Source organism: Nonomuraea sp. NPDC003560 (genome assembly GCF_042878785.1).
Classification (GTDB): Bacteria; Actinomycetota; Actinomycetes; order Streptosporangiales; family Streptosporangiaceae; genus Nonomuraea.
Window position 1 is genome coordinate 745,971 of the sequence record NZ_JBIAOF010000002.1, and the last position, 26,552, is coordinate 772,522.

The 26,552-nt window shown below is 71.0% G+C and carries 20 protein-coding genes and 1 tRNA gene; 16 read left to right on the forward strand and 5 right to left on the reverse strand.

What is annotated here, in order from left to right:
- The first annotated feature begins 39 nt into the window (after positions 1-39).
- The 4 genes from lgt (at position 40) to ACFYUV_RS08850 (ending at position 4,241) form a co-directional block, all read left to right on the forward strand.
- Positions 40-960, forward strand: coding sequence for a prolipoprotein diacylglyceryl transferase (gene lgt, locus ACFYUV_RS08835; protein ID WP_387666548.1), 921 nt, complete (start codon positions 40-42; stop codon positions 958-960).
- Entirely contained in the window at positions 957-1,661 is a 705-nt protein-coding gene (locus tag ACFYUV_RS08840) for a VIT1/CCC1 transporter family protein (RefSeq protein ID WP_387666550.1), read from the forward strand. Before lgt ends, ACFYUV_RS08840 begins: the two co-directional genes overlap by 4 nt.
- 851 nt (positions 1,662-2,512) lie before the next feature.
- The gene (locus ACFYUV_RS08845) at positions 2,513-3,520 is read left to right on the forward strand and encodes a hypothetical protein (RefSeq protein ID WP_387666552.1); all 1,008 of its coding nucleotides are present in this window, start codon (positions 2,513-2,515) and stop codon (positions 3,518-3,520) included.
- Between the two features lie 130 nt (positions 3,521-3,650).
- On the forward strand, positions 3,651-4,241 hold the full coding sequence (locus tag ACFYUV_RS08850; protein ID WP_364331275.1) for a hypothetical protein: 591 nt from the start codon (positions 3,651-3,653) through the stop codon (positions 4,239-4,241).
- 30 nt (positions 4,242-4,271) lie between these two features.
- Here ACFYUV_RS08850 and ACFYUV_RS08855 read toward each other — a convergent pair whose 3' ends face one another.
- Positions 4,272-5,813 carry a bis-aminopropyl spermidine synthase family protein gene (locus tag ACFYUV_RS08855; RefSeq protein WP_387666555.1) on the reverse strand — a complete coding sequence of 514 codons (1,542 nt, stop codon included), beginning with the start codon at positions 5,811-5,813 and terminating at the stop codon, positions 4,272-4,274.
- 311 nt (positions 5,814-6,124) lie between these two features.
- Here ACFYUV_RS08855 and gltB point away from each other — a divergent pair, with 311 nt between their 5' ends.
- The 7 genes from gltB to pyk all read left to right on the forward strand — a co-directional run bounded on the left by gltB (position 6,125) and on the right by pyk (position 18,003).
- A complete protein-coding gene (gene gltB / locus ACFYUV_RS08860; protein ID WP_387666558.1) occupies positions 6,125-10,630 on the forward strand; it encodes a glutamate synthase large subunit in 4,506 nt (1,501 codons plus the stop codon).
- 13 nt (positions 10,631-10,643) lie between these two features.
- Positions 10,644-12,122, forward strand: coding sequence for a glutamate synthase subunit beta (locus ACFYUV_RS08865; protein ID WP_387666560.1), 1,479 nt, complete (start codon positions 10,644-10,646; stop codon positions 12,120-12,122).
- A gap of 102 nt (positions 12,123-12,224) precedes the next feature.
- The gene (locus ACFYUV_RS08870; protein ID WP_387666563.1) at positions 12,225-12,806 is read left to right on the forward strand and encodes a TetR/AcrR family transcriptional regulator; all 582 of its coding nucleotides are present in this window, start codon (positions 12,225-12,227) and stop codon (positions 12,804-12,806) included.
- 90 nt (positions 12,807-12,896) lie between these two features.
- A complete protein-coding gene (locus ACFYUV_RS08875) occupies positions 12,897-14,342 on the forward strand; it encodes an MDR family MFS transporter (protein WP_387666566.1) in 1,446 nt (481 codons plus the stop codon).
- Positions 14,343-14,483: 141 nt separating this feature from the next.
- Positions 14,484-16,190 carry a S8 family serine peptidase gene (locus ACFYUV_RS08880; RefSeq protein ID WP_387666568.1) on the forward strand — a complete coding sequence of 569 codons (1,707 nt, stop codon included), beginning with the start codon at positions 14,484-14,486 and terminating at the stop codon, positions 16,188-16,190.
- The gene (locus ACFYUV_RS08885; RefSeq protein ID WP_387666570.1) at positions 16,187-16,537 is read left to right on the forward strand and encodes a DUF2784 domain-containing protein; all 351 of its coding nucleotides are present in this window, start codon (positions 16,187-16,189) and stop codon (positions 16,535-16,537) included. The genes ACFYUV_RS08880 and ACFYUV_RS08885 overlap by 4 nt, the downstream gene beginning before the upstream one ends.
- A gap of 35 nt (positions 16,538-16,572) precedes the next feature.
- Positions 16,573-18,003, forward strand: coding sequence for a pyruvate kinase (gene pyk / locus ACFYUV_RS08890; protein WP_352327603.1), 1,431 nt, complete (start codon positions 16,573-16,575; stop codon positions 18,001-18,003).
- 103 nt (positions 18,004-18,106) lie between these two features.
- Here the strand turns inward: pyk and dapD are convergent, their stop codons facing one another.
- Complete coding sequence (gene dapD, locus ACFYUV_RS08895) at positions 18,107-19,069, reverse strand: 2,3,4,5-tetrahydropyridine-2,6-dicarboxylate N-succinyltransferase (protein ID WP_358293842.1); 963 nt, start codon at positions 19,067-19,069, stop codon at positions 18,107-18,109.
- A 24-nt stretch (positions 19,070-19,093) separates the two neighbouring features.
- Complete coding sequence (locus ACFYUV_RS08900) at positions 19,094-19,516, reverse strand: pyridoxamine 5'-phosphate oxidase family protein (RefSeq protein ID WP_357968201.1); 423 nt, start codon at positions 19,514-19,516, stop codon at positions 19,094-19,096.
- A 229-nt stretch (positions 19,517-19,745) separates the two neighbouring features.
- Between ACFYUV_RS08900 and ACFYUV_RS08905 the strand changes: the two genes are divergently transcribed.
- Positions 19,746-20,339 (forward strand): TIGR03086 family metal-binding protein, encoded by a 594-nt coding sequence (locus ACFYUV_RS08905; protein ID WP_387666573.1) that lies wholly within the window; start codon positions 19,746-19,748, stop codon positions 20,337-20,339.
- Positions 20,340-20,438: 99 nt separating this feature from the next.
- On the opposite strand, the gene ACFYUV_RS08910 is transcribed toward ACFYUV_RS08905, so the two are convergent.
- Positions 20,439-20,511 (reverse strand) — tRNA-Leu (locus ACFYUV_RS08910).
- An 89-nt stretch (positions 20,512-20,600) separates the two neighbouring features.
- Between ACFYUV_RS08910 and ACFYUV_RS08915 the strand changes: the two genes are divergently transcribed.
- The 3 genes from ACFYUV_RS08915 (at position 20,601) to ACFYUV_RS08925 (ending at position 24,191) form a co-directional block, all read left to right on the forward strand.
- Positions 20,601-21,185, forward strand: a complete 585-nt coding sequence (locus ACFYUV_RS08915; protein WP_352327599.1) for a response regulator — start codon at positions 20,601-20,603, stop codon at positions 21,183-21,185.
- A 151-nt stretch (positions 21,186-21,336) separates the two neighbouring features.
- Positions 21,337-22,629 (forward strand): ABC transporter substrate-binding protein, encoded by a 1,293-nt coding sequence (locus tag ACFYUV_RS08920; protein ID WP_358293837.1) that lies wholly within the window; start codon positions 21,337-21,339, stop codon positions 22,627-22,629.
- A gap of 254 nt (positions 22,630-22,883) precedes the next feature.
- Entirely contained in the window at positions 22,884-24,191 is a 1,308-nt protein-coding gene (locus tag ACFYUV_RS08925) for an ABC transporter substrate-binding protein (RefSeq protein WP_387666576.1), read from the forward strand.
- Between the two features lie 3 nt (positions 24,192-24,194).
- On the opposite strand, the gene ACFYUV_RS08930 is transcribed toward ACFYUV_RS08925, so the two are convergent.
- Complete coding sequence (locus ACFYUV_RS08930; protein ID WP_387666578.1) at positions 24,195-24,863, reverse strand: hypothetical protein; 669 nt, start codon at positions 24,861-24,863, stop codon at positions 24,195-24,197.
- 370 nt (positions 24,864-25,233) lie between these two features.
- On the opposite strand from ACFYUV_RS08930, the gene ACFYUV_RS08935 reads away from it, so the two are divergent.
- A complete protein-coding gene (locus ACFYUV_RS08935; protein WP_387666581.1) occupies positions 25,234-26,529 on the forward strand; it encodes an ABC transporter substrate-binding protein in 1,296 nt (431 codons plus the stop codon).
- Positions 26,530-26,552: the final 23 nt, after the last annotated feature.

Here is a 26,552-nt window from a genome sequence, read left to right on the forward strand (position 1 = left end):
CTCGGAATCATCCCGATCCGGGCCTATGCCCTGTGCATCGTGCTCGGCGTCGTCGTCGCCGTCTGGCTGAGCGAGCGGCGCTGGGTCGCCCGCGGCGGCCAGAAGGGGACGATCATCGACATCGCCGTCCCCGCGGTGATCTTCGGTCTGATCGGCGGCCGGCTCTACCACGTCATCACCGACTGGCAGACCTACTTCGGCAGCCGTGCGATCAAGGAGCCGTACCAGGCCCTGTTCATCTGGGAGGGCGGGCTCGGCATCTGGGGCGCGATCGCGCTCGGCGGCGTCGGCGTGTGGTGGGCCGTGCGCAAGCGCGGCATCTCCATGAGCGCCGTCGCCGACACGGTCGCGCCGGGCATCGCCTTCGCGCAGGCCATCGGCCGCTGGGGCAACTGGTTCAACCAGGAGCTCTACGGCGGCCCGACCACGCTGCCGTGGGGCCTGGAGATCGACGTCGACCACGGCGGCGAGCCGGGCGTGCTGTACCACCCGACCTTCCTGTACGAGTCGCTGTGGGACGTCGCGCTCGGCTTCCTGCTTATCCTGGCGGGCAAGCGGTTCGCGCTGCGGCACGGGCGGCTGTTCGCCCTCTATGTCGCCGGGTACACGCTGGGCCGCTTCTGGATCGAGGGCCTGCGCATCGACCCGGTCGGCGGGGTCGACCACGCGGTGACCTTCCTCAGCCTGCGGCTCAACCAGTGGACGTCCATCGTGCTGTTCGTCGGCGCGCTGGTCTACCTCTGGCTGACCAGGAACAAGGACACCGAGGAGCGGGTCGTGCCGCTCGACCTGGCGGTCGATCCGGCGCACGAGAGCGGCCAGGCCGATCCCGGCTCGTCCGACGCGCCGGCCGCCGTGGCGGCCGAGCCCGTCGAGCCCGGCGAACCGGCTGAGCCCGCCGAACCCTCCGACACCGACGCGGACGACGATGCCGCGACGAAGGAGAAGAACCCGCGATGACCGGCGGCGCGGAGATCCACCATCGCCATCGCGACGTCAGCGGGGGCTGGTTGCGGCCCTCGGTGTTCGGCGCGATGGACGGCCTGGTGTCGAACTTCGCGCTCATCGCCGGCGTCGCGGGCGGCACCGCCACCACCAAGGTCGTCGCCCTCAGCGGCGTGGCCGGGCTGGCCGCCGGGGCCCTGTCCATGGCGGGCGGCGAGTACGTCTCCGTGGCCAGCCAGCGCGAACTGGCCCAGGCCGAGATCGCCGTCGAGCAGCGGGAGCTCGCCGGCAACCCGGAGGCCGAGCTGGCCGAGCTGGCTCAGTCGTTCGTGGACAAGGGGGTGGAGCCCGACCTCGCCGCGGCGGTGGCCGGGCAGATCTCCCGCAATCCCGAGCGGGCCCTTGAGATCCACACCCAGAACGAGCTGGGTGTCGTACCCGGCGCGCTGCCCTCGCCGAAGGTGGCGGCGGTGTCGTCGTTCCTGTCGTTCAGTGTGGGGGCGGTGCTGCCGCTCCTGCCGTACCTGTTCGGAGTCGAGGGGCTTACCTTGTCGGCCGTGGTGTCGTGCGCGGCGTTGTTCGGGGCGGGCGCGCTGGTGTCCGCCGTGACGGCGCGCAGCTGGTGGTACTCGGGGTTGCGTCAGCTCGTGGTGGGCGCGGTGGCCGCGGGGATCACGTACGGGCTGGGCAACCTGATCGGGGCGTCAGGACTGTGAGATCGGGACGACGCTCCGGCGACTCCGCCGACTCCTCCGGCACCGGCCCCAACACTTCGGGCACCGGCGGCGCTTCCAGCGGGTATGGCGGTGCTCCTGGCACCTATGACGCTTCCGGCCGTTCCGGTGGTGCTCCTGGCGCGCCCGGTGCTGCTGGGGGGGCCGGGGGCGGCGGGCGAGCCGGTGGTTCGCGTGGCGGGCGTGGCGCGGGGTCCGGGAGGGCTCGTCGCCGTTCCGCTGCTCGCGCCGCTGAGGCCGCGGCCCCCGAGCAGCCCGCGACCGGTGGCGACGGCGGCCAGGACCTCTGGGCGGCCCGCCGCGCCGCCCGCCCCCAACAGCCCGCCGACGCGGGCTGGGCCGCCCGCCCACCCGCTCCTCAGGGGTCCGACGCTTCCTGGCCCTCTCAACCCGCCCCTCAGGGCTCCGACGCACAGTGGGCGGCTCGTTCAGGGTCACCGGGCTCGAACGCGCAGTGGCCCGCCGGCTCCGGCGCGCAGGGGTCGGACGCTCAGTGGGCGGCTCGTGGTGATGTGCAGGGGTCCGACGCTCAGTGGGCGGCTCGTGGTGAGCGGAGTGACGGTCATCGGCCCGCGTCCCCGGGCTCCGATGCCGGATGGGCCGCGCAGCCCGCCGCGCCGGAGGCGTCCACGCCCGCCGACGACGCCGACGCACCGCGCGGCAGACGTTCCCAGCGGGGCAGACGGTCCCAGGCAGCCGCGGAGTCCGGCCGGGGCAGGCGTGCCCAGGAGGGCGGAGAGGCGTCCCGGGGGAGACGCGCCCACGACGGTGGGGAGACCACTCGCGGGAGGAGGCGGGCGCCGGACAACGACGACTCCGTCTGGGCCGCGAGCATGGACGACCTGGCGGAGGCCGCCCGTACGGGCCGTCGCAGCACGGCCACCGACGGCGGCGAGCAGTCCCGTCCGGGACGCCGGAGCGCCCCCGCGGACGGTGGCGGGCCCGACGACGCAGCCGAGGGCTTCGCCGCGTTCGGGGCGTCGGGATCGTCCGCGGAGTCCGGAAGGACCGGGGAGTCCGCCGAGTTCCCGACCGGCTCCGGGTCACGCAAACGGCGCCGCACACCGCGCTCCGACTGGCAGTTCCCGGTGCTCACCGAGTGGGGCCTGCGTCCGGAGCAGCAGCGGCTGATCGTCATCATCGCCACGGTCATCGGCGTCGTCGCGGGCGCGACGGGGCTGGTGGCGGTCGTCGGCTCGCTCGGCGACTACGCCCCCGAGCGGGAGGCCAGCGCCGCCGTCCTCGGCCCGGACGCCGCCATGCCCATGTCCTACCAGGGCTGGAGCTCGCCCAAGCTGTTCGCGGCCCTGGCCGACCGGGCCAAGGACAGCCGGGAGCTCACCGACAAGGAGGTGTTCGGGCAGAGCGAGCTCGCGGTCTCCAAGAAGCTCACGCTCAAGCTCGCCGCCAAGCGCATCGACGCCGACTGCTCGGCCGCCCTGTGGGGCACGGCCCTGCTGGAGAAGGTGGCCGACGCCGACTGCCTCCAGGCGGCCCGCGGCCTGTACGTCAGCTCCGACGGCCGCTACGTCGGCCAGTACACGTTGCTCAACCTCAAGGACGGCCAGTCGGCCGGCGACCTGGTCGAATCCCTCAAGACGCTCTACCGGGGCGGCTGGGCACGGCCGTTGACCTCGTCGAAGGCGGCCTTCCCGGCGGGCGGCTACTCCGAGGGCGGCGGCTACGCGCTCGGCCACTACGTCGGCCTCGTCTGGCTCGGCAAGACCGACGGCCTCGACCCGACCGCCCGGGACGACTTCGTCTCCGTCACCCTGGCCCTGCGCGGCGCTGAGAAGTCCGTCTACCGCCGCGTCGTCGCGATCACAGGCCCGGCCTCGTGACGTCGCCTCGGGCGGCCGCGATGGGAGCGGCCCTGATGACCCACGTCGGAGGTGCGGTCGTGCTGTCCCGCGTCGGGGGTGCGGTCGTGCTGTCCCACGTCGGGATGGGGTTCGCGGAGGCGGGCGCGTGATGTCCCGTCGTGTGGTCGTGGTGGCGGGGGTGGCCGTGGGGGTGCTGGCGGTCGCCGTGGCCGGGTGGTTGTGGCTGCGTCCGGGGGAGCCGCGGCCGGCCGCCTTCCGGGGCGAGCCCACCTCGGCCTTCTACGCGGCCGTCGACTCCCGTCAGGCCGACGCCGCGCCGCTGACCGCGCAGGAGGTCTTCACCGCTGAGACGCAGACGCTCGGCGCGCTGCGGCGGGTCTCCACGCAGGAGCACGACGACTGCGACGAGGTGTTGTGGGGAGCGTCGGCGTCCGGGTGCACGCAGGTGCTGGCGGCGGCGTACGAGGGCGACGGGCTGGCCGGCCAGTTCGCCATCTTCAACCTGCCCGACGGGCGCGCGGCCGACGCCCTGGTGGCGGCCCTGGGCAAGGACGGCTTCGTCCGGCAGGACGCCGCGTTCGACGCCGCCCGCAGCCGTGCGCAGGCGCGGGCCATGGGCCACTACGTGACGGTCAGCTGGGCGGGCGGCACGGTCTCCGCCGACGGCCTGGTCACGGCCCTGGTCGCCCTCGACGGCCTCGGCCGCGTGGTCCAGAACCGCATCCTCGCCGCCACCTGACCACCCATCCGGCCGCCTGCCGCTGCGGGGTCAGGGGGTTGTGGTGGTGAGGGCGGTGACGGTGGTGGCGACGGCGGCGGGGAGATCGGCCAGGCGGTGGAGGGGGGCTTCCAGCGGGGTCAGGTCGTCGGACCAGGGAGCCGTCTGGCGGATGAGGGTGCGGGCCTCGTTCTTGGTGAGCGCCGTGCCCTGGTCGCGGGCCACCGCGATGAGGGCCTCCCGCCAGGTGTTGGCGAGTTTGGCGTGGCCGTTGTCGAGGATCCTGCGCAGCACCGCGTCGGCCGATCCGGCGGGTTGCGGGCGGCGTACGGCGTCGAGCGCCCCGCCCGTCCGGCGGAACTCGTAGACGCCGGACAGCGCCTCGGGCAGCGGCGGCAGGTCGGCCCCCCACACGCGCACGTGCCCGGCGCGGGTGGCGAGCAGCACGCGGGGAAGCGCCGCCTCCAGCCCCGGCGGCAGCGCGACGGCCACCCGCTCGACGGCCGCCGCGTACGGCTTGGCCAGCCAGGTCGCCAGCCGCACCCGGGGCTGGGGCAGCTCCTTGGGCCACTCGCCCACCAGCAGGTCAGCCTCGAACCCGGCCAGATCGGACGCCGGGGCCGCCGCCGGGGCCGACTCGACCGACTGGGGGCCCTGGGTGTAGATGGCCGTGGCCTGACGGCCCAGCCGGGCGTTGACCGCCGGGCGGGTCTTGGTCGTGGGACGCAGCAGGTAGAGGTCGGCCGCCGAGCCGATCGCCTCCGCCCCGAAATAGCGATTGAAATCCGGATAGATCGCCTCGTAGGCGAGGTTGAGCTCCGACAACGCCTGCTGGACCTTGAAGGCCAGCATCGGCGTACGCTCGCTGGCCCCGTACGCCACCAGCACCCGCCCGTCGTCCTTCAGCCCCTCCACGGCGCGCGCCGCGAACAGCCCGATCCCCTCCGGCGTGTACGGCGGGTCGGTGAACGCCAGGTCGTGCTCCCGCGCCGAGGCCGGCAGCCCGAGCCGCAGGTCGGCCCAGCGCGTGCGGACCCCGAGCCCCTGCTCGTCGATGTAGGCCAGGATGCGCTCGTCGACGTCGACCACCGTGACGTCGGTCTCGGGATGGACCAGCTTGACGGCCAGCGAGGTCAGGTCGTGGTCGCCGACGCACAGCAGCCGCGCCCCGGGCAGCCAGAACCGCGCCCCGAGCAGCAGCGCGCGCCGCAGGGCCGTCTCGGGGGTCGCCGAGACGTGGTCGAGCACATGACGGGCCCGCGGCGCGCCCGCGACCAGCGCGGTCAGGCGTTCGAGCACGCCGGGGTAGTGGGGGAGCAGGTGGGCCACCGGGTCTTCGGGCGGCGGCGCCATGGCCAGCAGGTCCTGGTAGGCGGGCGTGTCGCCGGGCGGCACCCGGAACGTCTCGCCCGAGCGCTCCAGGCGCACCTCGCGCAGCAGGGCCTCGACGGTCCGCCTGGAGGTGGCGGTCTCCCTCACCAGGCCGGCCAGGGACCACCACTTGCCGTCGCACAGGAGGGTGAGGGCGTGCCGCAGCCGCCTGCCGTCGACGCCCGCCTCGGCGAGCAGGCGCTCCACGCCGTCACGATCCATGCGCCAACCCTATCGAGGGGCGGGCCCGGCTCCGGCCGCCCGCCGGGAGGGCCGGGCTCTCCGCAAGGAGCTTCCGGGGCTGCTGAGGGCCATGGGACAACAGGGGCATGACCTGGGAATTCTGATGGCCGGGTCCGGGGTTTGGGATGGGGAGTTCGGATGCTGGAACCGTGCGCAATGTTCGCAATGCGGACGTGGCGGGCACCATTCCGGCATCGTGCGGTAATCTCTACCCACGATATGCAGCAGGGCCAACGTCGTCCCCGCCTGTAGAGCAGTTCTTGACAGACGAAGACGACGGGAGGGATTCAATGCCTGCTGCCCACCTCGGATTCCCCGAGCCTCAGGGCCTCTACCACCCCGCCAACGAGCATGATGCCTGCGGTGTCGCCATGGTCGCCGACGTCGCCGGACGCCGTGGGCACTCGATCGTGGTCAAGGCGTTGACGGCGCTGTGCAATCTCGACCACAGGGGAGCCAAGGGTAGCGAGCCGGACACCGGCGACGGAGCCGGGATCCTGACGCAGATCCCCGATGGGTTCTACCGCGCGAGCGTGCCGTTCGCGCTGCCCGAGGCCGGCGCGTACGCGACCGGCATCGCCTTCCTGCCGGCCGACGAGCAGGCCAGGGCCGTCGCCGTCGGACTGATCGAGGAGATCGCGGCCGAGGAGGGCCTCACGGTGCTGGGCTGGCGGGACGTCCCCGTCGACCGCGCCCTGCCGGGCCCGAGCGCCCGCGCCGTCATGCCGCACTTCGCCCAGCTCTTCGTGTCGAGCCCCGGCGGCGAGCAGGGCCTCGACCTCGACCGGCTGGCCTTCTGCCTGCGCAAGCGGTCCGAGCACGAGGCGGACGTCTACTTCCCCTCGCTGTCGGCCCGCACGGTGGTCTACAAGGGGATGCTCACGCCCGACCAGGTGGAGCCGTTCTTCCCCGACCTGAGCGACGAGCGTTACGAGAGCGCGATCGCGCTGGTGCACTCGCGCTTCTCCACCAACACCTTCCCGAGCTGGCCGCTGGCCCACCCCTACCGGTACGTGGCGCACAACGGCGAGATCAACACGGTCAAGGGCAACCGCAACTGGATGCGGGCCCGCGAGGCGATGCTGGCATCGGCCCACATCCCGGGCGACATCTCGCGGCTCTTCCCGATCTGCGACCCCGACGGCAGCGACACCGCCAGCTTCGACGAGGCCCTGGAGCTGCTGCACATCGGCGGCCGGAGCCTGCCGCACGCGGTGCTGATGATGATCCCCGAGGCGTGGGAGAACCACACCGAGATGGATCCGGCGCGCCGCGCCTTCTACGAGTTCCACTCCTCCCTGATGGAGGCGTGGGACGGGCCGGCCTCGATCACGTTCACCGACGGCACCCTGGCCGGGGCCGTGCTGGACCGCAACGGGCTGCGTCCCGGGCGGTTCTGGGTGACCGCCGACGGGCTGGTCGTGCTGGCCTCGGAGGCCGGCGTGCTGGACTTCAAGCCCGAGGACGTCGTCCGCAAGGGCCGCCTGCAGCCGGGCCGCATGTTCCTCATCGACACCGCCCGCGGCAAGATCATCGAGGACGACGAGATCAAGGCCGAGCTGGCCGCCGCGCACCCGTACGAGGAGTGGCTGCACGCCGGGCTGGTCAGGTTCGAGGAGCTGCCCGCGCGGCAGCGGGAGATCCCCACGCACGAGGCGCTGGTCAAGCGGCAGCAGACCTTCGGCTACACCGAGGAAGAGCTGCGGATCATCCTGTCGCCGATGGCCAGGTCCGGTGCCGAGCCGATCGGCTCGATGGGCACCGACACGCCGGTCGCGGTGCTGAGCGAGAAGCCGCGGCTGCTGTTCGACTACTTCACGCAGCTGTTCGCCCAGGTCACCAACCCGCCCCTGGACGCCATCCGCGAGGAGCTGGTCACCTCGCTGGCCAGCGTGCTCGGCCCCGAGGGCAACCTGCTCGACCCGGGCCCCACCTCCTGCCGCCAGCTCGTGCTGCCGTACCCGGTGATCGACAACGACGAGCTCGCCAAGATCATCCACATCAACGACGAGCACGACCTGCCGGGCTTCCACCCGCACGTCATCAGCGGCCTGTACGAGGTCGCCGGCGGCGGCCAGGCGCTGCTCGGCCGCCTTGAGGAGATCAGGGCCGAGGCGTCCAGGGCCATCGCCAACGGCGCGCGCATCATCGTGCTGTCCGACCGCGGCTCCTCCGACACGCTCGCCCCGATCCCGTCGTTGCTGCTCACCGGCGCGGTGCACCACCACCTGATCCAGGAGAAGACCCGGACCAAGATCGGTCTCGTCATCGAGACCGGCGAGGCCCGCGAGTGCCACCACATGGCGCTGCTCATCGGCTACGGCGCCGGCGCGGTCAACCCGTACCTGGCGATCGAGACCGTCGAGGACCTGGTCGACACCGGTGTGCTGCAGATCGGCAAGCACAAGGCGGTGCGCAACCTGATCAAGGCGTACGGCAAGGGCGTCATCAAGGTCATGTCCAAGATGGGCGTGTCCACGGTGGCCTCCTACACCGGCGCGCAGATCTTCGAGGCGCTCGGCCTGAGCCAGGAGGTCATCGACGCCTGCTTCACCGGCACGACGTCCCGCCTGGGCGGCGTCGGCTTCGACGTGCTGGCCGAGGAGACCGCCCAGCGCCACCGCCACGCCTACCCGCGGGCGGAGAACGCCCACCGCAGGCTCCAGGTCGGCGGCGAGTACCAGTGGCGGCGCGAGGGCGAGCCGCACCTGTTCAACCCCGAGACCGTCTTCAAGCTGCAGCACGCCACCCGCACCCGCCGCTACGAGATCTTCAAGGAGTACACGAGCCTCGTGGACTCCCAGGCCGAGCGGCTGATGACCCTGCGCGGCCTGTTCAAGCTGCGCAAGGGACAGTCGATCCCGATCGACGAGGTCGAGCCGGTCGAGAGCATCGTCAAGCGCTTCTCGACGGGCGCGATGTCGTACGGCTCGATCTCGATGGAGGCGCACGAGACGCTCGCCATCGCGATGAACCGGCTCGGCGGCAAGTCCAACACCGGCGAGGGCGGCGAGGACCCCGAGCGCCTGTACGACGCCACCCGCAGGTCGGCGATCAAGCAGGTCGCCTCCGGCCGGTTCGGCGTCACCAGCGAATACCTGGTCAACGCGGCCGACCTGCAGATCAAGATGGCCCAGGGGGCCAAGCCCGGCGAGGGCGGCCAGCTGCCCGGCCACAAGGTCTACCCGTGGATCGCCAAGACCCGCCACTCCACGCCCGGCGTCGGCCTCATCTCGCCGCCGCCGCACCACGACATCTACTCGATCGAGGACCTGGCCCAGCTCATCCACGACCTGAAGAACTCCAACCCGGAGGCCAGGGTCCACGTGAAGCTGGTCGCCGAGGTCGGCGTCGGCACGGTCGCGGCGGGGGTGTCCAAGGCGCACGCCGACGTGGTGCTCATCTCCGGCCACGACGGCGGCACCGGCGCCTCGCCGCTGACCTCGCTCAAGCACGCGGGCGCGCCCTGGGAGCTCGGCCTGGCCGAGACCCAGCAGACGCTGCTGCTGAACGACCTGCGCGACCGCATCGTCGTGCAGGTGGACGGCCAGCTCAAGACCGGCCGCGACGTCGTCATCGCCGCCCTGCTGGGCGCCGAGGAGTACGGCTTCGCCACCGCCCCGCTGGTCGTCTCCGGCTGCGTGATGATGCGGGTCTGCCACCTCGACACCTGCCCGGTGGGCGTGGCCACGCAGAACCCCGAGCTGCGCAAGCGCTTCAGCGGCAAGCCCGAGTTCGTGGTCAACTTCTTCGAGTTCATCGCCGAGGAGATCCGCGAGTACCTGGCCGAGCTGGGCTTCCGCTCGCTCGACGAGGCGATCGGGCACGTCGAGATGCTCGACACCACGGCCGCCGAGAACCACTGGAAGGCCGGCGGGCTCGACCTGTCGCCGATCCTGCACCAGCCCGACCTGCCCGCCGGCACGCCCAAGCGGCGCACCGTCGAGCAGGACCACGGCCTGGAGCACGCCCTGGACAACACCCTGATCCAGCTCGCCGAGGGCGCGCTCGACGACGGCACCCCGGTCACGATGGAACTGCCCATCCGCAACGTCAACCGCACGGTCGGCACCATGCTCGGCTACCAGGTGACCAAGCGGTACGGCGGCCAGGGCCTGCCCGAGAACACCATCGACATCGCCTTCACCGGCTCGGCGGGCAACTCCTTCGGCGCGTTCGTGCCCCGCGGGATCACGCTGCGGCTGACCGGCGACGCCAACGACTACCTCGGCAAGGGCCTGTCGGGCGGGCGGATCACCGTCCGGCCGCACGAGGAGGCGCCGCTCGACGGGCACATCATCGCCGGCAACGTCGCCCTGTACGGCGCCACGTCCGGCGAGGTGTTCGTCCGCGGGGTGGTCGGCGAGCGGTTCTGCGTCCGCAACTCCGGGGCCACGGCGGTCGTCGAGGGCGTGGGCGACCACGGGTGCGAGTACATGACCGGCGGCCGGGTGGTCGTGCTCGGGGCGACCGGGCGCAACTTCGCGGCCGGCATGTCCGGCGGCGTGGCGTACCTGCTCGACCTGCGGCCCGAGCGGGTCAACCGGGAGATGGTCGCCATCGAGACGCTGACCGAGCAGGACGCGGAGTTCCTGAAGGAGACGGTCGAGAAGCACTTCGCCGAGACCGCGTCCCCGGTGGCCAAGCAGCTGCTGGCCGACTGGGACGCCGCGCTCGCCCGGTTCGGCAAGATCATGCCGACCGACTACAAGAGGGTGCTGGCGGCCGCCGAGGCCGCCCGCGCCGAAGGCAGGGACATCGACGAGGCCGTCATGGCGGCTGCGGTTCAAGGCTAGGGAGGCGTACTCGATGGCTGACCCCAAGGGTTTTCTCACGCACGAGCGGGAGCTGCCGGCGCGCCGCCCGGTCGACGTCCGCATCAGCGACTGGCGGGAGGTCTACCAGGACTTCCCGCAGGAGAAGCTGACCAGGCAGGCGGCCCGCTGCATGGACTGCGGCATCCCGTTCTGCCACAACGGCTGCCCGCTCGGGAACCTCATCCCCGAGTGGAACGACCTCGTGTACCGCACCGACTGGCGCGAGGCGATCGAGCGGCTGCACGCCACGAACAACTTCCCGGAGTTCACCGGCAGGCTCTGCCCGGCTCCGTGCGAGGCGGCGTGCGTGCTCGGCATCAACTCCGACCCGGTGGCGATCAAGCGGGTCGAGGTCGAGATCATCGACCGCGCGTTCGCCGAGGGCTGGGTGACCCCGCAGCCGCCGCGGGTGCGCACCGGCAAGAAGGTGGCCGTCGTCGGCTCGGGCCCCGCGGGCCTGGCCGCCGCCCAGCAGCTCACCAGGGCCGGGCACGACGTGGTGGTGTTCGAACGCGCCGACCGCCTCGGCGGCCTGCTGCGGTACGGCATCCCCGAGTTCAAGATGGAGAAGCGCCACATCGAGCGGCGCCTGGAGCAGATGCGGGCCGAGGGCACCAGGTTCCGCACCGGCGTCGACGTCGGCGTCGACGTCACCGCGGCCGAGCTGCGCGAGCAGTTCGACGCGGTGGTGCTGTCGGGCGGCGCCACCCAGTGGCGTGACCTGCCGGTCGCCGGGCGCGAGCTCAAGGGCGTCTACCAGGCGATGGAGTACCTGCCGCTGGCCAACAAGGTCCAGGAGGGCGACTACGCGGTCCCGCCGGTCTCGGCCGAGGGCAAGCACGTCGTGGTGATCGGCGGCGGCGACACCGGGGCCGACTGCATCGGCACCGCGATCCGGCAGGGCGCCGCGTCGGTGACCCAGCTGGAGATCATGCCGCAGCCGCCCGCGTCCCGGCCCGGCAGCCAGCCGTGGCCGACGTTCCCCATCCTGTTCAAGATGGAGAGCGCGCACGAGGAGCTGGCCGACGGCGGCGGGGAGCGCGTCTACGCGGTCTCCACCACCGAGTTCGTCGGCGACGAGGAGGGCAACGTCAGGGCGCTGCGCCTGGTCGAGGTCGAGGGGCCGCAGAACGGCTTCAAGCCGATCCCCGGCACCGAGCGGGAGATCCCGGCCGAGCTGATCACCCTGTCCATGGGCTTCCTCGGGCCGGAGAAGGGCGCCCTGCTGGAGGACCTGGCCGAGGTCGCGGGTGAAGGCTTCTACGACGCCCGCGGCAACGTCGCCCGGGACAAGACGTACATGTCGAAGGTGGACGGCGTGTTCGTGGCCGGTGACATGGGCCGCGGGCAGTCGCTCATCGTGTGGGCCATCGCCGAGGGCCGTTCGGCCGCCTCGGGCGTCGACCGGTACCTGAGCGGGGAGACGGCGCTGCCGTACCCGATCCTGCCGACGGCGCGTCCGCTGGTCTGACCTGCGCGAAGGGCCCCGGAGCCGGACGGCTCCGGGGCCCTTCGTCATTTGCACGATCTGCAAGTCTTGCAGGATGTGCAAGTTCTGCGTAGAGTGCAACGCATGGAGAGTCCGGAACAGCGCCGTGAGCGCCGCAGGGCCGAGAAGCGGCAGGCCATCCGGCTGGCCGCGGTGCGGCTGGCGCTCGACGAGGGTCTCGACGCCGTGACCGTCGAGGCCGTCAGCGCGGCGGCCGACATCTCGCCCCGCACGTTCTTCAACTACTTCGCCTCCAAGGAGGAGGCGCTCGTCATGGAGCCGATCTGGCGGCCGGACGACATCGTCGCCCTGCTCGCCGACCGGCCGGCCGACGAGCCCGCCTTCCTGTCGCTCAAGACGGTGGCCCGGGAGCTCGCCGTGCGCGTGCGCCCGGTCTGGGACACCATGCAGCCGTTCATGGAGCTCAACAACCGTTACCCCGAACTGGCCGCCAGGGCGCGCGCCGCCGACCAGACCCAGATCATGGAGACGGTCCTCGGCGCCGTGCGGGCCAGGCCCGGAGTGACCGGCGGCATCCACGCCCGGATGCTGCTCATCACGACGTTCGGCGCGATGATCTCGGCCATCCAGGAGTCGGCGGCCACGGACGAGCCGGTCGAAGAACTGCTCGACGAGGCGTTCGCGCTGCTCGAACGCGGACTCTGACACCTCCGGAAAGAAAGCGGCGATCGGGGTGGCACCCCCGACCGCCGCGGATTCCTCCTGCCCTCGCGAAAGAAGCAAGGAGACAACTGAATGGTATCGACAATCGCCCAGGAGGCCCCACCGCGGCGCGGCCTCCTGCTCAGCATGGGCTCGCTCCTGCTGTGCCTGTTCCTGGCCGCCGTCGACCAGACGGTGGTGGCCACGGCCACCCCCACCATCGTGGGTGAGCTGAACGGCCTGGAGAACGTGTCGTGGCTGGTCACGGCCTTCTCCCTGACCTCCGGCATCGTCGCGCCCCTCTACGGCAAGCTCAGCGACATGTACGGCCGCCGCCGCCTGTACCTGTCGGCCATCGCCCTGTTCCTCGCCGGCTCGGCCCTGTGCGGGCTCGCCCAGACGATGGCCCAGCTCATCGCCTTCCGCGCCTTCCAGGGCATCGGCGCCGGCGGCCTGATGGTGCTGACCCTGGCGATCTCGGCCGACATCGCCACCCCGCGCGAGCGCGCCAAGTTCCAGGGCCTGTTCGGGGCGGTGATCGGCGTGGCCGCCGTCCTCGGGCCGGTCATCGGCGGCTACCTCACCGAGCACGTCTCCTGGCGCTGGATCTTCTACATCAACCTGCCGCTCGGGGCGGTCGCGCTGGCGGTCGCGTTCGCCGTGCTCCGGCTGCCGCGGCGAACCTCGCCGCACCGGATCGACTGGCCGGGGGCCGCGCTGATCTCCGGGGTGCTGACCTGCCTGACGCTGTTCGCCTCGTGGGGCGGGACGACGTACGCGTGGACCTCGCCGGTCGTCGTCGGGCTGGGCGTGGGGGCGGTCGTGCTGGCGGGGCTGTTCGTGCTGGTGGAGCGGAGGGCGAAGGAGCCGGTGCTGCCGCTCGGGCTGTTCCGCGACCGCACGCTCACGATCGCCACGGCGACCATCGTGCTGATGGCCACCGGGATGGTGGGGGCGGCCACCTTCCTGCCGCTCTACCTGCAACTGGCCGCCGGGGCCAGCGCGTCGAACTCGGGGCTGCTGCTGCTTCCCCTGATGGCGGGCATGATCGCCGCCTCGGCCGTCGCGGGGCGGCTGGTGACCCGGCTGGGGACGTACAAGTGGGTCGTGGTGACCGGGGCGGCGCTGGCGACGGTGGCCGCGTTCCTGTTCTCGACCATGGGGCTGGGGACCGGGGCGGTCACGTCCGGGCTGTACATGGTGCTGTTCGGGGTCGGGCTCGGCATGGTGCTGCAGAACCTGATGCTGGCCGTCCAGGTCAGCGCGCCCGCCGCCGACCGGGGCGCGGCCACGTCGGTGGTGTCCTTCGCCAGGAACGTGGGCGGCGCCGTGGGGGTGGCCGTGCTCGGGGGCGTCTTCAGCGGCAGGCTGGGGCAGGCGGCCCTGGCCTCGGGGGTCGCGGGTGCGGTGCCCGAGTCCGTACGGCCGGCGTTCGCCGAGGCGGTCGCCGGGGTCTTCGCGTGGATCACGCCGGTCATGCTGGTCGGCGTCGTGCTGCTGGCCTGCCTGCCGAACGTGCGCCTGCACCGCGACGCCTGACCCCGTAAGACGCGGGCTCCACACGAAACCACCCCAGAGCCCGCGTCACCCCCCATCTGCCGAAATTTCACACCTAAGTTGCATCAGCCGTTGAGTGTCGGGAAGATGCAGATTCTGCGACAGTCGGTGGATGGGGGAGCAATGCGGCGAGTCGCCTCTGGCCTGACGGCGCTGGCCGTCGCCGCCGCGCTGACCGCGTGCTCGGCCGCCGCGGGCGACCGGGCCACCCCCGAGGAGCCCGCGCAGGACGGCCCCACCAGCTCCGCTCAGCCCACGAAGCCCGGCGCGACGTCCCGCACCGGCCAGAACCAGAACCTGGTCTTCTACGCCGACGGCAAGCAGGGCCAGGCCCTGGCGGCCGTCAAGCGCGCCGGCGGCACGGTCGTCGAGGAGGACGGCAAGCTCGGCTACGTGCTCACCCAGGGCGGCGGCGACGGCTTCGCCGAGAGCGTCGGCGCCGACCCGGCCGTCGTCGGCGTCTCGCCCGACCGCCGCGTCATCGGCGCCACCTCCTCCCGCGCCGCCCGCCCCGCGGGCAGGGGCTTCCCCGACGCCGGATCCATGGCCGGGAAGGGCCTGGCCCAGGAGCCCCTGGCCCACCTGCAGTGGGACATGAAGATGATCGGCGCCGACCGGGCCAACGCCAAGGCCCCCGGCGACAAGAAGGTGCTGGTCGGCGTCATCGACACCGGCGTCGACGGCAGGCACCCCGACATCGCGCCCAACTTCGACCGCGAGCTGAGCCGCAACTTCGTCACCGACAAGCCCAAGGACGAGCGCGGCGAGACCCTGGACGGCCCCTGCGAGGTCCCCTCCTGCAAGGACCCCGTGGACGAGGACGACGACGGCCACGGCACCCACGTCGCCAGCACCATCGCCTCCCCGATCAACGGCATCGGCATCGCCGGCGTCGCCCCGGACGTGCGGATCGTCAGCATCAGGGCCGGCCAGGACTCCGGCTTCTTCTTCCTCAAGCCCAGCCTGGACGCCCTCACCTACGCCGCCGACATCGGCGTGGACGTCGTCAACATGAGCTACTACGTCGACCCCTGGCTGTTCAACTGCGCCGCCAACCCGGCCGACACCAAGAAGGAGCAGCTCGAACAGCGGGCCGTCGTCGTCGGCATGCAGCGCGCCCTCGACTACGCCCGCGGCAGGGGCGTCACGCTCGTCTCGGCCCTCGGCAACGGCTCCACCGACCTCGGGCACCCCGCGGCCGACAAGCAGAGCCCCGGCTACCCGCGCGGCGACGAGAAGACCCGCAAGATAGACAACTCGTGCGTCAACGTGCCGGCCGAGTCCAAGGGCGTGATCTCGATCTCCGCCGTCGGGCCGTCCGGACGCAAGGCCGTCTACAGCGACTACGGCCTGGAGCAGACCGACCTGGCCGCCCCCGGCGGCGACGCGCTGGACGGCAAGGGCGCGCAGGCCAGCCGGTCGATCCTGGCCGCCGCCCCCGAGCACGTGCTCAAGGCCGGCGGCCGGATCGACGCCTCCGGCAAGCCCAAGGGCGCCGACGTCGTGCGCGACTGCCACAAGGGCTCCTGCTCCTACTACCAGTACCTCGACGGCACCTCCATGGCCGCCCCGCACGCCACCGGCGTCGCGGCCATCCTGATCAGCCGGTTCGGCAAGCCCGGCCCCGGCGGCCTGTCCATGGACCCCGCCACCGTCGAGGACCTGCTCTACCGGACCGCGACGCCCGTGGCCTGCCCGACCCCGCGCGCCTACGTCTACAAGGTGTACGGCGAGAACGAGACCCACCAGTGCGAGGGCGAGCAGGCCAGGAACGGCTTCTACGGGCACGGCGTGGTGAACGCCTGGAAGGCGGCCACCATAGAGCCATGATGTACCGCCTGCTCGCGGACGCGGTGATGGTGACGCACTTCGCCTTCCTCGCCTACGTGGCCATGGGCGGGTTCCTGGCCTGGCGGTGGCGGCGGACGATCTACCTTCACCTCGCGGCCGTCGGCTGGGCCGTGGTGACTCTCGTCACTCACGTGGACTGCCCGCTGACCGTCGCCGAGGACTGGGCGCGGCGCAGGGGAGGGCTGCCGGGCCTGCCGCCGAGCGGCTTCGTCGACCATTACCTCGAAGGTGTCGTCTACCCTGAACAGTACGCGAACTTGGTACGGCTCGGACTCGCCGTTCTCGTGTTGTTCTCCTACGCCGGGTACGTTCTCCGTCGTCAGTGACTGCCAAGTGGTCTGTACCAATTAAGGTAGGACTCGTGACTCGTCGCGCGAAAATCGTCTGCACCCTAGGCCCAGCCACTTCGTCCAAAGAACGCCTCCACGAGCTGATCTCCGCGGGCATGGACGTGGCACGGTTCAACCTCAGCCATGGCAACCATGACATGCACAGAGAGGTCTACGACCGGGTCCGGGAGGTGGCGGCCGACCTCGGCCGCGGCGTAGGCGTGCTCGCCGACCTGCAGGGCCCCAAGATCCGCGTCGGCACCTTCGAGGAAGGGCCGGTGCGCCTCGGCTTCGGCGACGTCTTCACCATCACCACCGAAGACGTGCCCGGAGACCGCGAGCAGGTCTCGACCACCTACAAAGGCCTGCCCGGCGACGTGCGTCCCGGTGACAAGATCCTGGTCGACGACGGTCGCCTGGTCCTGGAGGCCACCCGCGTCGACGGCGACCGCGTCATCACCCGCGTCGTCATCGGCGGCATGATCTCCAACAACAAGGGCCTCAACCTGCCGGGCGTCAACGTCAGCGCGCCCGCGCTCACCGACAAGGACGAGGCCGACCTGCGCTGGGCGCTGCGCACCGGCTTCGACATGATCGCGCTGTCCTTCGTCCGCCGTCCCTCCGACGCCGACGTCGTGCGCAACATCATGGAGCAGGAGGCCGTCCGCCTGCCGCTGCTCGCCAAGATCGAGAAGCCGCAGGCCGTCGACCGCCTGCCGGAGATCGTCGAGGCCTTCGACGGCATCATGGTCGCCCGCGGCGACCTCGGCGTGGAGCTGCCGCTGGAGCAGGTGCCGATCGTGCAGCGGCGCATCATCGGGCTGTGCCGCGAGAAGGCCCGCCCGGTCATCGTCGCCACCCAGATGCTCGACTCCATGATGAGCGCCCCGCGCCCCACCCGCGCCGAGGCCAGCGACGTCGCCTACGCCGTCATGGACGGCGCCGACGCCGTCATGCTGTCGGGCGAGACGTCGGTCGGCAGCTACCCGATCGAGTCGGTCGCGACGATGGACCGCATCGCCTGCGCCGCCGAGAAGTCGTCCCTGCACGCCACCCACAGCCTGGAGCGCCTGCCGGAGACCACCGGCGGGGCCATCGCCAGGGCCGCGGCCGAGGTCGGCGCGATCGTCGGCGCCAAGGCCCTGATCGCGTTCACCATGTCCGGCGAGACCGCCCGCCGCCTGGCCCGCTACCGCTCGCCGATCCCGCTGCTGGCCTTCACCTCGGCCCCGCACGTGCGCGGTCAGCTGTCGCTGACGTGGGGCGTGGAGACGTTCCACGTGCCGTTCGTGCACCACACCGACGACATGGTGCGGCAGGTGGAGGCGTCGCTGCTGTCGCTCGGGCGGCTGGAGAAGGGCGACAAGGTGGTCATCGTGGCCGGCTCGCCTCCCGGCACGCCGGGCAGCACCAACGCGCTGCGGGTGCACACCATCGGCTCCGCGGTCTCGCACGCGAACTGACCCGCTGACACTCCGCGCAGGCTCGCCCGGACGGGTGAGCCTGCGCCGGGAAGTCCTGTGGGGCCCCCTCCGTGGCGACGGCCGGCGGAGAGGGCCCTGACGGTCAGTGGGCGTGCAGGGCGGCGTTCAGGGTGATGCCCGAACCCGTGCGGGGCAGGGCCTCCACCGCGCCCGACTGCGAGTTGCGGCGCAGCAGGATCCCGTTGGAGCCCGACAGCTCCGCCGCCTTGACCACCGTGCCGTCGGGCAGCGTCACCCGCGTGCCCGCGGTCACATACAGGCCCGCCTCCACCACGCAGTCGTCGCCCAGCGAGATGCCGATGCCCGCGTTGGCGCCCAGCAGGCAGCGCTCGCCGATCGAGATGACCTGCTTGCCGCCGCCCGACAGCGTCCCCATGATCGAGGCGCCGCCGCCGACGTCGGAGCCGTCGCCGACCACCACGCCCGCCGAGATGCGCCCCTCGACCATCGAGGTGCCCACCGTGCCGGCGTTGAAGTTCACGAAGCCCTCGTGCATGACGACCGTGCCCGACGCCAGGTGGGCGCCCAGCCGCACCCGGTCGGCGTCGGCGATCCGCACGCCCTCCGGCAGCACGTAGTCGACCATCCGCGGGAACTTGTCCACCCCGTACACCGTCACCACGCCCTTGGCCCGCAGGCGCAGCCGGGTGCGCTCGAAGCCGGGCACCGGGCACGGCCCGAAGTTGGTCCACACCACGTTGGCCAGCAGGCCGAACTGGCCGTCCAGGTTCACGCCGTGCGGCCGGACCAGCCGGTGGGAGAGCAGGTGGAGGCGCAGGTAGACGTCGTGCGCGTCGACCGGGGGCTCGGAGAGCTTGGCGACGCCCGTGCGCACCGCCACCACCTCGACGCCCCGGGCCGCGTCGCGGCCGGTCAGCGCGGCCAGCTCGCCGGCCTCCTCGGCGGAGATCCGCTCGGTGCCCGTCGCGGGCGGCTCGCCCAGCTCGGGAGCCGGGAACCAGGTGTCGAGAACGGTGCCGTCGTCGGCGATGGTGGCGAGGCCGACGCCGAACGCGCCGGTCGAGGTGGGATCGATTGCAGTCACGAGCCAAAAATACCGGGCGCCCGCTCAGCCCAAGGAGCCCAGGTCCGCCGACAGCCACCGCTCGGGCCGCATCCGGAACGTCACCAGGACGTGCAGGTCCGAGCCGTGCACGTAGCCCGACACCGCCTCCTGCGGCAGGTAGCGGGCGGCGATGCGGGTCAGCTCCTCGATCGTCGTGGGGTCGGAGCGCACCACCGGGCCCTCGACCGACACGTACCGGTAGGTCGGGCTGACCCGCTGGACCAGCATCGTGAACCGGCCCGCCTTCGCCACCAGCCGCGCCTTGCGCGACTCGCTGTCGGTCAGGAACCTGATCTCGCCGCCGGGGCTGTAGTCGTACCAGACGGGCACGGCCAGTGGCGACCGCCCCGCGCCCGTCTCCACCGCCAGGCTGGCGATGTGCGGCTCGGCCAGGAACGTCTCCCGCTCGGTCACGCTCAACGGCATCCCCCGCCACCCCCGTCTCGTCCGTCGCAACTCGTCACAGAGGACTGTTCCCGGCGAACCGCCCGCGAAATCCCGCCCGGCCGACGCTCCGGCTCCTTGATCGCTCCGGCGCCCGCACGGGTGAAAACCACTCGCACCGCCGCGAGGGTGCCGCCATCATCGACAGGTTGGCCACCCGCGGCCTGTGGGGCCGGCCGGGTGGGTTCTTCGACGATGACGGGACATCGCCTTGGCAGACATCATCGAGCTCAACCGGCGGTCGGTGCGGGCCACCGTCGACCTGGTGAACACGATCAAGCCCGCCGACCTCGACCGGCCGACGCCCTGCGCCGGATGGGCCGTCCGCGACCTGCTGGCACACCAGATCGTGCAGAACCACGGCTTCGCCCTGGCGGCCTCGGGCGCACGGTCGGAGCTGGCGAGCTGGCAGCCGCGCCCCCCGGGCGAGGACCACGTGGCCGAGTACGCCGCCTCCGCGCAGGCCGTCGTCGCCGCCTTCGCCGTGGACGGCGTGCTCGACCGGGGCTTCTTCCTGCCCGAGATCCGCGACGGCGGCCCGTTCCCGGCGGCCATGGCGATCGGCTTCCACTTCATCGACTGCGTCGTGCACGCCTGGGACTTCGCCAGGGCGCTCGGCGTGCCGCCCGGCATCGACGACGACCTCGCCGCGGCCGCTCTCCCGCTGGCCGCGCAGGTGCCCGACACGCCGGAGTCGCGCGGTTCGGGGAAGGCGTTCCTGCCCGGCGTCGAGCCCGGCGGCGCCGCCACGGCCCTCGACCGCGTGGTCGCCCTCCTCGGCCGCTCGCCCTCCTGGACGCCCTGACCCGGTCAACCTTTTCGGGCCTGCCCGTCGATCCGGCAGTCAGCGGGTGGAGAACGGAAAAACCGCCCGGCCTATGAGGGAGCCGGGCGGTCAGGCCGGTGCCCCGGGTGGGATTCGAACCCACACTGTATGGATTTTGAGGCCATCGACTCTGCCGTTGGTCTACCGGGGCGACTTCGTCCGGTTTGTGATCTCGCAGCGTAATGCCCGAGGCCGCACCGGCGTGGATCTAATCTACCGGACGTCTGTACTCTTCTGCTCGTGAGTACGCAGCGGCGAGTAGTGATCGCGGAAGACGAGGCCCTGATCCGCCTCGACCTCAAGGAGATGCTCCAGGAGGACGGTTACGTCGTCGTGGGCGAGGCCGGTGACGGGGAGCAGGCGATCCAGCTCGCCGCCGACCTGCGGCCCGACCTCGTCATCCTCGACGTGAAGATGCCCGTGCTCGACGGCATCTCGGCGGCCGAGCGCATCGTGGCCGACCGGATCGCGCCGTGCCTCATCCTCACCGCCTTCTCCCAGCGTGACCTGGTGGAGCGGGCCCGCGACGCGGGGGCGATGGCCTACCTGGTCAAGCCGTTCACCAAGGCCGATCTGGTGCCGGCGATCGAGATGGCGGTCAGCAGGCACGAGGAGATGGTGGCGCTCAGCGCGGAGGTGTCCAGCCTTTCCGAGCGGCTGGAGACCCGCAAGCTGGTCGAGCGGGCCAAGGGCCAGTTGATGGCCCAGCACGGCTGGACCGAGCCGCAGGCGTTCCGGTGGATCCAGAAGGCGTCGATGGACCGGCGGCTGAGCATGCGGGAGGTTGCTCAGATCGTTATAGACGACGCGGCCGAGCGGGCATGAAAAGCGCCTATATCAGGTGATTTAGCCCCGCGGGTTGTGGCCCGGTCACGACTGGGCATCCAACCGGCTTCGGCTTCTTTCTGCGCAGGCGTCCCGGCGCATGCTGATGGGCGGACGGAAGGTCCGCTCATCTCGAACGGAGACGCTTTCGATGATCCGCATTTCCCGCGCCCTGGCCGTCGCCACAGCGGCGAGCCTGGCACTGGCGGCGTGTTCGACCGGCGGCACGACCGCCGGGACGGGCGCCACCGGCGCCGCGTCCGTGAAACCCTCCTCGGCCGCCGCGGTCAAGGGGGACGGCACGCTGACGATCGGCACCGTGCTGCCCCAGACGGGCAATCTCGCGTATCTGGGACCACCCGAGTTCGCCGGGGTCGACCTGGCGCTCAAGGAGATCAACGACGCCGGGGGAGTGCTCGGCAAGCCGGTGGCGAAGATCGACACCGACTCGGGCGACACCACGACCAACATCGCCTCGCAGTCGGTGGACAAACTGCTCGGCCAGAAGGCCGACGCGATCATCGGCGCGGCGTCCTCGTCGGTGTCGGAGTCGATCGTGGACAAGATCACGCGGGCGGGAGTGGTGCAGTTCTCGCCGGCCAACACCTCCGACAAGTTCACCACGATCAACGACCAGGGCCTGTACTTCCGCACGGCGCCGCCGGACAAGCTGCAGGGCCGCGTGCTGGGCGACCTGGTGGCCGCCGACGGCAACGACACGGTCGCCGTCCTGGCGATGCAGGACTCCTACGGCTCCGGCCTGGCCGACCAGGTGACCAAGACGGCCGAGGAGGCCGGCGCGAGCGTGGTCGAGCGGGTCGACTACGACCCCAAGGCGGCCGAGTTCTCCGCGGACGTGGCCAAGGTCAAGGCCAAGAACCCGAAGGCGATCGTGCTGATCGGCTTCGAGGAGACGGCGAAGGTCGTGCAGGAGCTGGTCAAGCAGGGCCTGACGGCCGACAAGGTCAAGTGGTACATGGTGGACGGCAACATGTCGAACTCCAACTACCTCAAGATGCCCAAGGGCACGCTGAAGGGCGTGAAGGGCACGATCCCGGGCGCCGCGGCCCCGGAGGCGTTCCAGAAGCGGCTGCTGACGGTGAACCCGAAGCTGACGAACTACACCTACGCGGCGGAGTCGTACGACGCGACGACCCTGATCGCGCTGGCGGCCGAGGCGGCCAAGGACGACTCGGGCACCGCGCTGGCCCCCAAGCTGATCGAGGTCAGCAAGGGCGGCGAGAAGTGCCAGGACTTCAAGTCGTGCGCCGACCTGCTCAAGGCGGGCAAGGACATCGACTACGACGGCGTGAGCGGCCCGGTGGACTTCAACGACGCCGGTGACCCGTCGGTCGCGACGATCGGCGTCTACCAGTACGACAAGGACAACAAGTACGACGCGGCCAAGGCGCTCGAATATCGCAAGGGCAACATCGCCGGCTAGGCGCTGGCGGCACCCCAAGCCGGACAACCCGCCATACAACCACCCCAGTCCCGAAATTTCGGGCTGGGGTGGTTGATATGGAGTCATGGCCGTAACGCTGATGAAACATGCAATTACAGAGGGTGATTGCGACATTACAAATTAGCATAAAAGTACCCGAAATCCCCACATCTCCCCGTCAAAGAGGCATGCTGAGCTCGGAAAACGCAGCGAGGGAGATCGTTCCCCCGCTGGGAATAAGGGGAGTCTCTTTTATGATCCGCATTGCTCCAGCAGGGCGCTTCCTGGCCGTCGCGGCAGCGGCGAGCCTGGCCCTGACGGCCTGTGGCGGCGGTGGCGACACGGCCGCGCAGCAGACCACGTCCGCGGCGCCGTCCTCGTCGGCCCCGGCCACCCAGACGGAGGCGGCCAAGGGCGACGGCACGCTCACGATCGGCACCGTGCTGCCCCAGACCGGCTCGCTGGCGTTCCTCGGCCCGCCCGAGTTCGCCGGCGTCGACCAGGCCGTCAAGGAGATCAACGACGCGGGCGGCGTGCTCGGCAAGCCGGTCACCAAGATCCACACGGACTCGGGTGACACCACCACGAACGTGGCCTCGCAGTCGGCGGACAAGCTGATCGCGCAGAAGGCCGACGCGATCATCGGCGCGGCGTCCTCGTCGGTGTCGGAGTCGATCATCGACAAGGTCACCGGTGCCGGCGTGGTGCAGTTCTCGCCCGCCAACACCTCTGACAAGTTCACCACCATCAGTGACCAGGGCCTGTACTTCCGTACCGCGCCCCCGGACAAGCTGCAGGGCCGCGTGCTCGGCGACCTGATCGCCGCCGACGGCAACGACACCATCGGCATCCTGGCCATGCAGGACTCCTACGGCTCCGGCCTGGCCGACCAGGTGACCAAGACCGCCGAGGCGGCCGGCGCCAGCGTCGTGGAGCGCGTGGACTACGACCCCAAGGCGGCCGAGTTCTCCGCGGACGTCGCCAAGATCAAGGCCAAGAACCCGAAGGCGATCGTGCTGATCGGCTTCGAGGAGGGCGCCAAGGTCATCCAGGAGCTGGTCAAGCAGGGCCTGACGGTCGACAAGGTCAAGTGGTACATGGTGGACGGCAACATGTCGAACACCAACTACCTCAAGATGCCCAAGGGCACGCTCAAGGGCGTCAAGGGCACGATCCCCGGCGCCGAGGCTCCGGAGGACTTCCGCAAGAAGCTCCTGGAGATCGACCCCAAGCTTGAGGACTACACCTACGCCGCCGAGTCCTACGACGCCGCGATCCTCATCGCCCTGGCGGCCGAGGCCGCCAAGGACGACAGCGGCAAGTCCATCGCCGCCAAGCTGCCCGAGGTCAGCAAGGGCGGCGAGAAGTGCAAGACCTTCAAGGAGTGCGCCGACCTGCTGAAGGCCGGCAAGGACATCGACTACGACGGCATCAGCGGCCCGATCGAGTTCAACGACGCCGGTGACCCCGCCGTGGCCACGATCGGCGTCTACCAGTACGGCGAGGACAACAAGTACGCGCCCAAGGCCCTGGAGTACCGCACGGGCAACATCGAGGGCTGACCCTCACCCGCCGCCCAGGCCGCACACGCGCAACGAGTACTGGATCAACCGGTCCTGCAGCGGCTTGGGCGGCACCACGATCACCACCCGCTCGGGCCCGCCGTCCACGGTGGCCCGCACCGGGAACAGGAACGCCTTCTTGGCCTCGGCGAAGGCGTGCGGGTCGCAGCGGCCGGGGGTGAGCGTCACCGGCACCTCCGTCCGCTGCCGCCCGGCCTCCAGCACCGCCACGGGCCGCCCGCCGGCGTCCGGCGTGATGATGTAGTGCGTGGTGCCGTCGAGCTCGGTCAGCGTCACCTTGCCGGCGCCGCGCCGGGTGACCACCAGCTTGCCCCGCATCTCCTTGCCCACCTGCTTCCAGTCGGGCCCGAACTCGATGCCGGCGGCCTCCTTGATGAGGAATTCCGAGCATTCGTCCCGAAGCAGGCGGGTCAGCAGCGGGCTGGGGTGCGGCACCTTGAAGACCACCCGGCGCGGCTGCTCGGCGCCGGCGCGGATGTTGGCCACCACGGTGGCGGGCTGGAGCTGCGGCAGGCCCGCGGGCAGGCAGTTGGCCGCGCCGTAGGTGATGCGCAGGTCGGTGCGCTCGGTCCGCTTGATCGTGGCGTCCGTCTTTTCCGGCGGCAGGGTTTTGAACGACGGCGTCACGAGCTGGACGTCGGCGAAATACACGGGTATGCCGCTGGTATTACGGACCGCCACCTCCAGCGCGTGCACGGGCTCGTCGGAACGCCATTGCTCCAGCGTGACCGATACGCCGGCGGGAGGATCCGAGGAAGGCGGCGGGGGCGGCGGCGACGAGGCGCACCCGGCAAGAAGGACCGCCGTGACTAGGACAGGCGTAAAACGCTTCACCCGTCGCACATTAAGCCTGCTAGCGCAGGTCCGTAAGTTGAGGACTGATTACGACTCCGCATCCAAGTGCCGACAGTTCACCCCGCCATCTGGTTCGAGTACACGGCGATTTTGTACGTTTCCGTCATTCGATCGGGAGCGCTCGGCGGTGCTGACGATCCCGGCCTGGAAATGAAGGAGACACTTCATGATCCGCATTGCTCCCGTGGGACGGGCGCTGGCCGTCGCGGCCGCCACCAGCTTGGCCCTGACGGCCTGCGGCGGTGGCGGCAGCAACACCGCCACGCAGTCCTCGCAGCCGGCCGCGCCATCCTCGTCGGCTCCCGCGGCGAAGGGCGACGGCACCCTCACGATCGGTACGCTGCTGCCCCAGACCGGTTCGCTCGCCTTCCTCGGCCCGCCCGAGTTCGCCGGCGTCGACCTGGCCATCAAGGAGATCAACGAGGCCGGGGGCGTGCTTGGCAAGCCCGTCACCAAGTACGACACCGACTCGGGCGACACCACCACGAACATCGCCTCGCAGTCGGTGGACAAGCTGCTGGCCCAGAAGGCCGACGCCATCATCGGCGCGGCGTCCTCCTCGGTGTCGGAGTCGGTGATCGACAAGATCACGGGCGCGGGGGTCATCCACTTCTCGCCCGCCAACACCTCCGACAAGTTCACCACGATCGAGGACAAGGGCCTGTACTTCCGCACCTCGCCGCCCGACAAGCTGCAGGGCCGCGTGCTCGGCGACCTGGTGGTGTCCGACGGCAACGACACCGTCGGCATCCTGGCGATGCAGGACTCCTACGGCACCGGCCTGGCCGACCAGGTGCAGAAGACGGTCACCGACGGCGGCGGCGAGGTCGTCGAGCGCGTCGACTACGACCCCAAGGCCGCCGACTTCTCCGCCGACGTGGCGAAGATCAAGGCCAAGAACCCCAAGGGCATCGTCCTGATCGGGTTCGAGGAGACCGCCAAGGTCATCCAGGAGCTGGTCAAGCAGGGCCTGCCGGCCGACAAGCACAAGTGGTACATGGTCGACGGCAACACCTCCAACACCAACTACGTCAAGATGCCCAAGGGCACGCTTGAGGGCGTCAAGGGCACCATCCCGGGCGCGGCCGCTCCGGAGGAGTTCCAGAAGAAGCTCCTCGGCATCAACCCCAAGCTGGAGGACTACAGCTACGCCCCCGAGTCCTACGACGCGATGAACCTGCTCGCCCTGGCCGCCGAGGCCGCCAAGAGCGACGCGGGCACCGACATCGCCGCCAAGCTGGCCGAGGTCAGCAAGGGCGGCGAGAAGTGCAAGGACTTCAAGAGCTGCGTCGACCTGCTGAAGGCCGGCAAGGACATCGACTACGACGGCGTGAGCGGCCCGGTCGAGTTCAACGACGCCGGTGACCCCGCCGTGGCCACCATCGGCATCTACCAGTACGGCAAGGACAACAAGTACGCCACCAAGGCGCTGGAGTACCGCACCGGCAACATCGCCGGCTGATCAGCCTCCCGCAGCACCCCTAG